Raw genomic sequence first — 11,333 nt, 5'->3', positions numbered from 1 at the left:
ATAATTGATTCGTTGATCCTAGCAGAAAGGTTTTGGGAAAGCCTGCCAGAGAGGGTGAAAGCCCCGTAAGCGAAAGGAAAGACGACATGGCGGAATCCAGAGTACATCGAGACACGAGAAACCTTGATGGAATGAGCGGGGACCACCCCGTAAGCCTAAATACTCCTTAGTGACCGATAGCGCATAGTACTGTGAAGGAAAGGTGAAAAGGACCCCGGGAGGGGAGTGAAAGAGAACCTGAAACCCTGTGTTTACAAGCTGTGGAACATCTTTATATGATGAACCGCGTACTTTTTGTAGAACGGTCCGGCGAGTTACGCGTGCCGGCAAGGTTAAGCACTTAAGGTGTGGAGCCGAAGAGAAATCGAGTCTGAACAGGGCGTTCAGTCAGCACGCGTAGACCCGAAACCGGGTGATCTACCCATGTCCAGGTTGAAGTTGCCGTAAAAGGCAATGGAGGACCGAACGCACATCCGTTGAAAAGGGTGGCGATGAGGTGTGGGTAGGGGAGAAATTCCAATCGAACCCGGAGATAGCTGGTTCTCCTCGAAATAGCTTTAGGGCTAGCCTCATTTTAGTCTTATGGAGGTAGAGCACTGAATTTCCGCGGGGGCGTCAAAGCTTACCAAAGAATATCAAACTCCGAATGCCATGTAGATGATGAATGGGAGTCAGACTGCACGAGATAAGTTGGGTGGTCAAAAGGGAAAGAGCCCAGACCTACAGCTAAGGTCCCAAAGTGCGTGTTAAGTGGAAAAGGATGTGGGATTTCAAAGACAACCAGGATGTTGGCTCAGAAGCAGCCATACATTCAAAGAGTGCGTAACAGCTCACTGGTCGAGAGGTCCTGCGCCGAAAATGTCCGGGGCTGAAACACGACACCGAAGCTTAGGAATCACATAGTGATTGGTAGAGGAGCATTCTTAAAACCGACGAAGCTGTACCGGAAGGAGCAGTGGAGGGATAAGAAGAGAGAATGCCGGAATGAGTAGCGAGAGGAAGGTGGGAATCCTTCCGGCCGAATATCTAAGGTTTCCAGAGTAAAGCTGATCTGCTCTGGGTAAGTCGGGGCCTAAGGAGAGGTCGAAAGACGTATCCGATGGACAACAGGTTTAGATTCCTGTACCACATATAAACAGAACTGTGGGGACGCATGTGGAAAGCATAAGCCGGGAATGGAAATACCGGTACAAACGGAAGAGGTGTCAGGCTGGCAAATCCGCCTGGCAAGCCAAAGACGTGATGTGGAGCGAAATAAAAGTAGCGAAGTATGTGAGCCATGTGCCGAGAAAAGCCGCTATTGTTTTATATGTGCCCGTACCGTAAACCGACACAGGTGGATGAGGAGAGAATCCTAAGGCCGACGGAAGAAGCATTGTTAAGGAACTCGGCAAAATGACCCCGTAACTTCGGGAGAAGGGGTGCCCACTTCAGGGTGGGCCGCAGAGAATAGGCTCAAGCAACTGTTTAGCAAAAACACAGGTCTATGCGAAACCGTAAGGTGAAGTATATGGGCTGACGCCTGCCCGGTGCTGGAAGGTTAAGAGGAGAGGTTAGTCGCAAGATGAAGCTTTGAATTTAAGCCCCAGTAAACGGCGGCCGTAACTATAACGGTCCTAAGGTAGCGAAATTCCTTGTCGGGTAAGTTCCGACCCGCACGAAAGGCGTAATGATTTGAGCACTGTCTCGACAATGCATCCGGTGAAATTGAAGTACCAGTGAAGATGCTGGTTACCCGCGCCAGGACGGAAAGACCCCATGGAGCTTTACTCCAGTTTGGTACTGGGATTCGGTACTGCATGTACAGGATAGGTGGGAGACTGAGAAATTGGAACGCCAGTTTCAATGGAGTCACTGTTGGGATACCACCCCTGCAGTATTGGGTTTCTAACCAGCCGCTGTGATCCAGCGGTGGGACAATGCCAGGCGGGGAGTTTGACTGGGGCGGTCGCCTCCGAAAGGGTATCGGAGGCGCTCAAAGGTTCCCTCAGAATGGTCGGAAACCATTTTAAGAGTGCAAAGGCAGAAGGGAGCTTGACTGCGACACCGACGGGTGGAGCAGGTACGAAAGTAGGACTTAGTGATCCGGTGGCATAAAGTGGGATTGCCATCGCTCAACGGATAAAAGCTACCCTGGGGATAACAGGCTTATCACTCCCAAGAGTTCACATCGACGGAGTGGTTTGGCACCTCGATGTCGGCTCATCGCATCCTGGGGCTGTAGCAGGTCCCAAGGGTTGGGCTGTTCGCCCATTAAAGCGGTACGCGAGCTGGGTTCAGAACGTCGTGAGACAGTTCGGTCCCTATCCGGCGCGGGCGGAGGATATTTGAGAGGAGCTGTCCTTAGTACGAGAGGACCGGGATGGACGGACCACTGGTGTATCTGCTGTCGACCAACGGCATGGCAGAGTAGCCAAGTCCGGAAGGGATAAACGCTGAAGGCATCTAAGCGTGAAGCCCCCTCAAGATGAGATATCCCTTCCATAAGGAAGTAAGATCCCTTGAAGAGTACAAGGTAGATAGGGCAGAGGTGGAAGCACGGTAACGTGTGGAGCTGACTGTTACTAATCGATCGAGGGCTTGACCAAATAGCGAACGATGTTCGCATTGGAAGTTGCTTTGCAACTTCACAGTTGGTTGACGGAGTTCTGTATGAAGTTTTGAAGGTATCAGAAATACCTTTAGATTATTCCTCGATAGCTCAGTTGGTAGAGCACGCGGCTGTTAACCGCGCTGTCGTAGGTTCGAGTCCTACTCGGGGAGTTTTTTTTATGAAAGAATAAAGATAAGGCTCCGTGGTCAAGCGGTTAAGACATCGCCCTTTCACGGCGGTAACACGGGTTCGATTCCCGTCGGAGTCATTTAATTCGGCCTAATGGCTCAGTTGGTTAGAGCGCCGCCCTGTCACGGCGGAGGTCGCGGGTTCGAGTCCCGCTTGGGTCGTTCGTAGTGAAGAAAGTATAACACTCACTACAAGTAATTGCGTGGGATCTTAGCTCAGCTGGGAGAGCATCTGCCTTACAAGCAGAGGGTCATAGGTTCGAGCCCTATAGGTCCCATTTGATGAGTTTATCTCATTATGCCGGCGTGGCGGAACTGGCAGACGCGCAGGACTTAAAATCCTGTTGTAGAAATACAGTACCGGTTCGATTCCGGTCGCCGGCATTGTATCTGGTTTCAGATACAATGAATTGAATATGTGTGCGTAGCTCAGCTGGATAGAGCACTTGGCTACGGACCAAGGTGTCGGGAGTTCGAATCTTCTCGCGCACGTATGCAAAGAGACATGATAATATCATGTCTCTTTTTTTAGATAATTAAAAAAAGTTCTTGACGTATGCTCCTCTCTTGTGCTATCATATACGTTGCACTATTGTGGTGCAGTGGACTTAGTGCGCTTATTCGCAGGAGTCCGGTAACGTTATAAACAACGGGTTCTGCCCTTATGTTAATAAAAACGAGAGGTGAAACGTCAAATGGAGAAAAACAGAATACGACCAGTCAAAGCCGGTAAAGGCATGCGTATGAGTTACTCAAGACAGAAAGAGGTATTGGAAATGCCGAATCTGATAGAGGTCCAGAAAGACTCCTATCAGTGGTTTTTAAAAGAAGGCTTAAAAGAAGTTTTCGACGATATCTCCCCGATCGCAGATTACAGCGGTCACTTGAGTCTGGAATTTGTTGATTTTACATTATGTGAATCAGATGTAAAATATACAATTCCGGAGTGCAAAGAGAGAGATGCAACTTACGCAGCACCTTTAAAGGTAAAGGTAAGACTTCACAACAAAGAAACAGATGAGATTAATGAACATGAGATTTTCATGGGTGATCTTCCTTTGATGACCGAGACAGGTACTTTCGTGATCAACGGAGCCGAGCGTGTTATTGTCAGCCAGTTGGTACGTTCTCCGGGTATCTATTACGGCATTGCTCACGATAAAGTGGGTAAAAAGCTGTATTCCTGTACCGTGATTCCAAACCGTGGTGCATGGTTAGAGTATGAGACAGACTCCAATGACGTATTCTATGTTCGAGTTGATAGAACGAGAAAAGTGCCGATTACAGTATTGATCCGTGCACTTGGTATCGGTACCAATCAGGAAATCGTCGATCTGTTCGGCGAGGAACCGAAGATCCTTGCAAGTTTTGGAAAAGACGTTGCAACGAATTATGAAGAAGGTCTTCTTGAGTTATATAAGAAAATCAGACCAGGCGAGCCGCTTACTGTTGAAAGTGCGGAGAGCCTTATTTCTGCTATGTTCTTTGATCCGAGAAGATATGACCTTGCAAAAGTAGGCCGTTACAAATTTAATAAGAAACTTATGTTAAAGAACCGTATCAACGGACATGTTCTCGCAGAGGATGTTGTAAATCTTGCAACAGGTGAGATCATTGCAGAAGCAGGTACGGAGGTAACAAGAAGTCTTGCGGATGATATCCAGAATGCAGCCGTTCCATATGTATGGATCCAGACAGAGACAAGAAATGTCAAAGTCCTTTCATCTATGATGGTTGATTTAAGAGCATATGTAGACTGCAATCCAAAAGATCTTGGTATTACTGAGTTAGTATATTATCCGGTACTTGCCCAGTTAATGGAAGAGCATACCGATATTGATGACTTAAAAGAAGCTATCAAAAAGAATGTGCATGACCTGATTCCGAAACATATTACTAAAGATGATATTTTTGCATCCATCAACTACAATATGCACTTAGAGTATGGCATTGGTAATGATGATGATATCGATCATCTTGGAAACAGACGTATCCGTGCAGTTGGTGAGTTATTACAGAACCAGTATCGTATCGGTCTTTCAAGATTAGAGAGAGTGGTACGTGAGAGAATGACTACTTTAGATTTAGATGGTATTTCTCCACAGAGTCTGATTAACATCAAACCGGTAACGGCAGCGGTAAAAGAGTTCTTCGGATCTTCCCAGCTGTCACAGTTCATGGATCAGAACAACCCGTTAGGTGAGCTGACACATAAGAGACGTCTCTCCGCATTAGGACCGGGTGGTCTTTCCAGAGACCGTGCCGGATTCGAGGTACGAGATGTTCACTATTCCCACTACGGAAGAATGTGCCCGATCGAGACACCTGAGGGACCAAACATCGGTCTTATCAACTCACTGGCAAGTTATGCAAGAATCAACGAGTATGGTTTCGTAGAGGCACCGTACCGTAAAATTGATAAATCAGATCCTAAGAATCCGCGTGTCACAGATGAAGTAGTTTATATGACAGCAGATGAAGAGGATAACTATCACGTAGCGCAGGCGAATGAGGCTCTGGATGCAGAAGGACATTTTGTACGTAATTCCGTATCCGGTCGTTACAGAGAGGAGACACAGGAGTATGAGAAGACCATGTTTGATTACATGGACGTATCTCCTAAGATGGTATTCTCTGTCGCAACAGCACTTATCCCGTTCTTACAGAACGATGATGCAAACCGTGCACTGATGGGATCTAACATGCAGCGTCAGGCAGTGCCGCTTCTTACCACAGATGCTCCGGTAGTCGGAACAGGTATGGAGACAAAGGCAGCCGTTGACTCCGGTGTATGTGTGATCGCAAAGAAATCTGGTATCGTAGAAAGCTCTGAATCAAACCAGATCATCATTAAGAGTGATGAAGGAACCAGAGATGTATATAAACTGACGAAGTTCTCAAGAAGTAACCAGTCCAACTGTTACAACCAGAGACCGATTGTATTCAAAGGTGACCGTGTGGAAGCCGGAGAAGTGATCGCAGATGGTCCGTCTACTTCAAACGGAGAGTTAGCACTTGGAAAGAACCCGTTGATCGGATTCATGACCTGGGAAGGTTACAACTACGAGGATGCCGTTCTGTTAAGTGAGAGACTGGTACAGGATGATGTTTATACATCTATCCATATCGAGGAATACGAAGCAGAAGCACGTGATACAAAACTCGGACCGGAAGAGATCACAAGAGATGTTCCTGGTGTCGGTGATGATGCGTTAAAAGATCTTGATGAGAGAGGTATCATCCGTATCGGTGCAGAGGTTCGTGCCGGTGATATCTTAGTCGGAAAAGTTACTCCGAAGGGAGAGACAGAACTGACTGCTGAGGAGAGACTGCTTCGTGCGATTTTCGGTGAGAAGGCAAGAGAAGTACGTGATACTTCCTTAAAGGTACCACATGGTGAATATGGTATCGTAGTTGATGCAAAGGTATTTACAAGAGAAAACGGTGATGAGTTATCTCCTGGTGTAAATCAGGCAGTCCGCATTTATATTGCACAGAAGAGGAAGATCTCTGTCGGTGATAAGATGGCTGGTCGTCATGGTAACAAGGGTGTCGTTTCCCGTGTACTTCCTGTTGAGGATATGCCATTCCTGCCAAACGGACGTCCGCTTGATATCGTATTAAATCCTCTTGGTGTGCCGTCCCGTATGAACATTGGTCAGGTCCTTGAGATTCACTTAAGTCTTGCTGCAAAAGCACTTGGATTTAACATCGAGACACCGGTATTCGATGGCGCGAAAGAGATTGATATCCAGGATACACTTGAGCTTGCAAATGACTATGTAAATATGCCGTTTGATGCTGCAGAAGCAGAAAAAGAAGGCAAAACAGAGAACTTTGAAGAAAAATATAAAGATATATTAAGAGAAGACGTTATGAAGTATCTTTCTGACAACCGTGCACACCGTGCACTGTGGAAAGGCGTTCCGATCTCCCGCGACGGAAAGGTTCAGCTTCGTGACGGACGTACCGGAGAGCCGTTTGATTCACCGGTTACCATTGGACACATGCATTATCTGAAACTCCACCATCTGGTAGATGATAAGATCCATGCACGTTCTACTGGTCCTTACTCCTTAGTAACGCAGCAGCCGTTAGGTGGTAAAGCACAGTTCGGTGGACAGCGTTTCGGAGAGATGGAGGTTTGGGCACTGGAAGCATACGGTGCATCCTATACCTTACAGGAGATCTTAACAGTAAAATCCGATGATGTTGTCGGACGTGTTAAGACTTACGAAGCAATTATTAAGGGTGATAATATCCCTGAACCGGGTATCCCAGAGTCTTTCAAGGTTCTGTTAAAAGAGCTTCAGTCACTTGGTCTGGATGTCAAAGTCTTAGATGAGGACAGAAACGAAGTAGAGCTGATGGAGACAAGCGAATACGGCAATACAGATTTGAATTCCATTATTTCCGGAGATAAGGATTTTGCATTTGAGGACAGTGATTCCTTTGCAAAGATGGGATTCTCACAGAAAGAGTTCAATGCGGAAAATGAAGAACTCGTAGATGTGGATGAGGAACCGGAGGAAGATGAGGATGATTCCGACTTTTTCGACGATGCAGAAGAAAATACTCTTGACGAAGAATAAATAGAAAGGGAGTGTCATAATGCCAGAAACAATGAGTAAAGAAACCACAGGTCAGTCTATCTCATTTGATGCCATTAAAATTGGATTGGCGTCTCCGGAAAAGATCCGGGAATGGTCCAGAGGCGAGGTAAAGAAACCGGAGACCATTAACTATAGAACTTTAAAACCGGAAAAAGATGGTCTGTTCTGTGAAAAGATATTTGGACCGAGCAAAGACTGGGAATGTCATTGTGGTAAATATAAGAAAATCCGTTACAAAGGCGTTGTCTGCGACCGATGCGGCGTTGAGATTACAAAAGCAAGCGTTCGTAGAGAGCGTATGGGACACATTGAGCTTGCTGCTCCGGTATCCCATATCTGGTACTTTAAGGGTATTCCGTCACGTATGGGATTAATCCTTGACTTATCCCCAAGAACTCTTGAAAAAGTTCTTTACTTTGCTTCTTATATCGTACTGGATGCGGGCAACACCGCATTGCAGTACAAACAGGTACTTTCCGAGAGCGAATACCAGGAAGCAAGAGAGCAGTACGGCAGTTCTTTCCGTGTTGGAATGGGTGCTGAGGCTATTCAGGAATTATTACAGGCAATCGATCTGGAGAAAGATTCCGCAGAATTAAAGGCAGAGCTTGAGGATGCAACCGGCCAGAAACGTGCAAGAATCATCAAGAGACTGGAAGTTGTAGAGGCTTTCCGTGAGTCCGGCAACAAACCGGAGTGGATGATCATGACAGTGATCCCGGTTATCCCGCCAGATTTACGTCCTATGGTTCAGCTGGATGGTGGACGTTTTGCAACATCCGATCTGAATGATTTATACAGACGTATCATCAACCGTAACAATCGTTTAAGAAGACTCTTAGAGTTAGGAGCACCGGATATTATCGTCCGCAACGAGAAACGTATGCTTCAGGAAGCTGTTGATGCCCTGATCGATAATGGTCGTCGTGGCCGTCCTGTTACAGGTCCTGGTAACCGTGCATTAAAATCTCTCTCAGATATGTTAAAAGGTAAATCCGGACGTTTCCGTCAGAACTTACTTGGAAAACGTGTTGACTACTCCGGACGTTCCGTTATCTGTGTAGAGCCGAAGTTAAAGATTTATCAGTGCGGTCTGCCAAAAGAGATGGCAATTGAGCTGTTCAAACCGTTCGTAATGAAAGAGCTTGTTGCAAACGGAACTGCACACAATATCAAGAGTGCGAAAAAGATGGTTGAGAGACTCCAGACAGAGGTTTGGGATGTTCTCGAAGACGTTATCAAAGAGCATCCGGTTATGTTAAACCGTGCTCCTACACTGCATCGTCTTGGTATTCAGGCATTCGAGCCGATCCTCGTAGAAGGTAAGGCAATTAAGTTACATCCATTGGTATGTACCGCGTTCAACGCCGACTTCGATGGTGACCAGATGGCTGTGCATCTTCCACTTTCTGTAGAAGCACAGGCAGAGTGCCGTTTTATGTTACTTTCACCGAATAACCTGTTAAAACCGTCTGATGGTGGTCTTGTTGCCGTTCCTTCACAGGATATGGTACTTGGTATCTACTATCTGACACAGGAGAGACCGGGAGCAAAAGGAGAAGGTAAATTCTTCAAGAGTGTAAACGAAGCAATTCTTGCATACGAGAATGGTGTAGTAACACTTCACTCAAGAATCACCGTCCGCATGACAAAGACCATGCCGGATGGAACAACACTTACCGGAAATGTAGAATCTACACTGGGACGCTTCATTTTTAATGAGATCATTCCACAGGATCTTGGATTTGTAGACAGAAGCATTCCGGGCAATGAATTAAAACTGGAAGTAGATTTCCTCGTTGCAAAGAAACAGAATAAACAGATTCTGGAAAAAGTAATCAATATCCATGGTGCAACAAAGACAGCAGAAGTTCTTGATGCCGTAAAAGCTATGGGTTACAAATATTCCACAAGAGCAGCTATGACCGTATCCATTTCCGATATGACCGTACCGCCTCAGAAACCGCAGATGATCAAAGATGCACAGGATACTGTTGACCGTATCATGAAACAGTATAAACGTGGTCTTATCACTGAGGAAGAGCGTTACAAAGAGGTTGTTGAAACCTGGAAAGAGACCGATGAGGAACTGACACATGCACTTCTTTCCGGACTTGATAAATACAACAACATCTTCATGATGGCTGACTCCGGAGCCCGTGGTTCCGATAAACAGATCAAACAGCTTGCCGGTATGCGTGGACTTATGGCAGATACAACCGGTCGTACGATCGAGCTGCCGATCAAGTCAAACTTCCGTGAAGGTCTTGACGTACTCGAATACTTCATGTCCGCACATGGTGCCCGTAAAGGTCTTTCCGATACCGCACTTCGTACGGCTGACTCCGGTTACCTGACCAGACGTCTTGTTGATGTTTCACAGCACATGATCGTTCGTGAGTCTGACTGCTGTGAGGGTACAGGCAGAGAGATTCCGGGAATGTGGGTAACTGCATTCATGGATGGAAAAGAAGAGATCGAGAGTCTTCAGGAGCGTATCACAGGACGTTTCTCCTGCAATACGATCTGTGACAAAGATGGAAATGTCATTGTAAAAGCAAACCATATGATCACACCGAAGCGTGCAGCTGCAGTTATGAGCCAGGGTGTTGATGAGAATGGCGAGCCGCTTAAGAAAGTTAAGATCCGTACCGTATTATCCTGCCGCTCCCATATGGGTGTCTGTGCAAAATGTTACGGTGCAAACATGGCTACCGGCCAGGCTGTACAGGTTGGTGAGGCAATCGGTATTATCGCAGCACAGTCTATCGGTGAGCCTGGTACACAGCTTACCATGCGTACGTTCCATACCGGTGGTGTTGCCGGAAACGATATTACACAGGGTCTTCCTCGTGTCGAGGAGATTTTTGAGGCAAGAAAGCCTAAGGGTCTTGCTATCATCACAGAGTTTGGCGGCGTAGCAACGATTAAGGATACCAAGAAGAAACGTGAGATCATCGTTACCAATAATGAGACCGGAGAATCAAAGGCATATCTGATCCCTTATGGTTCCAGAATTAAGGTTATGGATGGCGCAGTACTTGAAGCCGGTGATGAGCTGACAGAAGGTTCTGTAAATCCACACGATATCTTAAAGATCAAAGGTGTCCGTGCAGTTCAGGATTACATGCTCCGCGAGGTACAGCGTGTATACCGTCTGCAGGGTGTAGAAATCAACGATAAGCATATCGAGGTTATTGTGCGTCAGATGTTACAGAAAGTACGCGTTGAGACAAACGGTGATTCAGAGATGCTTCCGGGTGTATTGGTAGATGCACTTGATTTCGAAGATACCAATGAGAAACTGGTAGAAGAAGGAAAAGAGCCGGCAGAGGGCAAACAGGTATTACTTGGTATTACCAAGGCTTCCCTTGCAACGAACTCCTTCTTATCAGCAGCATCCTTCCAGGAGACAACAAAAGTTCTTACGGAAGCTGCAATCAAAGGTAAAGTCGATCCATTGATCGGTATGAAAGAGAATGTTATCATCGGTAAACTGATTCCTGCAGGAACAGGTATGAAGAGATACCGCAACATTAAACTGGATTCTGATATCAATGAGGATGACGAGCTGATGTTTGATGATTTTGATGACTTCGACGATTATGAGGAAGAGATTCCGAGGGACGAAGAAAATGAAATCGAAGAAGCTCCGGTAGAGGAAGAATAAAATAATATTTATGAGAAGAACTGTCGCACCAGCTGATAAAAGTCAGTGGTGCACGGTTCTTTTTTTGATTCATAGGATTCTTTTTTCTGGCAGCTGGAAAAAATATGTATAATTCACAAGAAACTGGAAAAAATAGATAAGGGTGCAAAAAAAACAGATTATTATAGAAGAAAGTCTGAAAATAGAAAAAAGGCTTGACATACAGGAATTGCACTTATATAATAATTTAGCATGCATATTTAGGGATGCATATTTAATATAACAGGAGG

At 46.0% G+C, this 11,333-nt stretch carries 2 protein-coding genes, 6 tRNA genes and 1 rRNA gene (1 of these 9 running past the window's edge); all 9 read left to right on the top strand.

Annotated features, from left to right (window positions below; genetic code table 11):
* Window positions 1–2,588: ribosomal RNA gene (locus RIL182_RS18510) — 23S ribosomal RNA — on the top strand (it extends 304 nt beyond the left edge of the window).
* Between the two features lie 102 nt (window positions 2,589–2,690).
* Window positions 2,691–2,763, top strand: a tRNA-Asn gene (locus RIL182_RS18505).
* Window positions 2,764–2,789: 26 nt separating this feature from the next.
* Window positions 2,790–2,861 (top strand) — tRNA-Glu (locus RIL182_RS18500).
* Between the two features lie 8 nt (window positions 2,862–2,869).
* Window positions 2,870–2,943: transfer RNA gene (locus tag RIL182_RS18495), tRNA-Asp, on the top strand.
* A 43-nt stretch (window positions 2,944–2,986) separates the two neighbouring features.
* A tRNA-Val gene (locus RIL182_RS18490) sits at window positions 2,987–3,059 on the top strand.
* Window positions 3,060–3,081: 22 nt separating this feature from the next.
* Window positions 3,082–3,165: transfer RNA gene (locus RIL182_RS18485), tRNA-Leu, on the top strand.
* 34 nt (window positions 3,166–3,199) lie between these two features.
* A tRNA-Arg gene (locus RIL182_RS18480) sits at window positions 3,200–3,273 on the top strand.
* A 203-nt stretch (window positions 3,274–3,476) separates the two neighbouring features.
* On the top strand, window positions 3,477–7,373 hold the full coding sequence (gene rpoB, locus RIL182_RS18475) for a DNA-directed RNA polymerase subunit beta (RefSeq protein WP_006859049.1): 3,897 nt from the start codon (window positions 3,477–3,479) through the stop codon (window positions 7,371–7,373).
* Window positions 7,374–7,392: 19 nt separating this feature from the next.
* Window positions 7,393–11,064: a DNA-directed RNA polymerase subunit beta' gene (gene rpoC / locus RIL182_RS18470; RefSeq protein WP_006859048.1), complete on the top strand. Its 3,672-nt coding sequence runs from the start codon at window positions 7,393–7,395 to the stop codon at window positions 11,062–11,064.
* The last annotated feature ends 269 nt before the right edge of the window (window positions 11,065–11,333 follow it).

It is taken from the genome of Roseburia intestinalis L1-82, assembly GCF_900537995.1.
GTDB lineage: Bacteria > Bacillota > Clostridia > Lachnospirales > Lachnospiraceae > Roseburia > Roseburia intestinalis.
This window is presented reverse-complemented; position numbering and strand designations above follow the sequence as displayed.

Excerpts from the sequence above, each read along its gene's own strand:
- rpoB (WP_006859049.1), top strand. The coding sequence starts at position 3,477 with ATGGAGAAAAACAGAATACGACCAGTCAAAGCCGGTAAAGGCATGCGT.
- rpoC (WP_006859048.1), top strand. The coding sequence starts at position 7,393 with ATGCCAGAAACAATGAGTAAAGAAACCACAGGTCAGTCTATCTCATTT.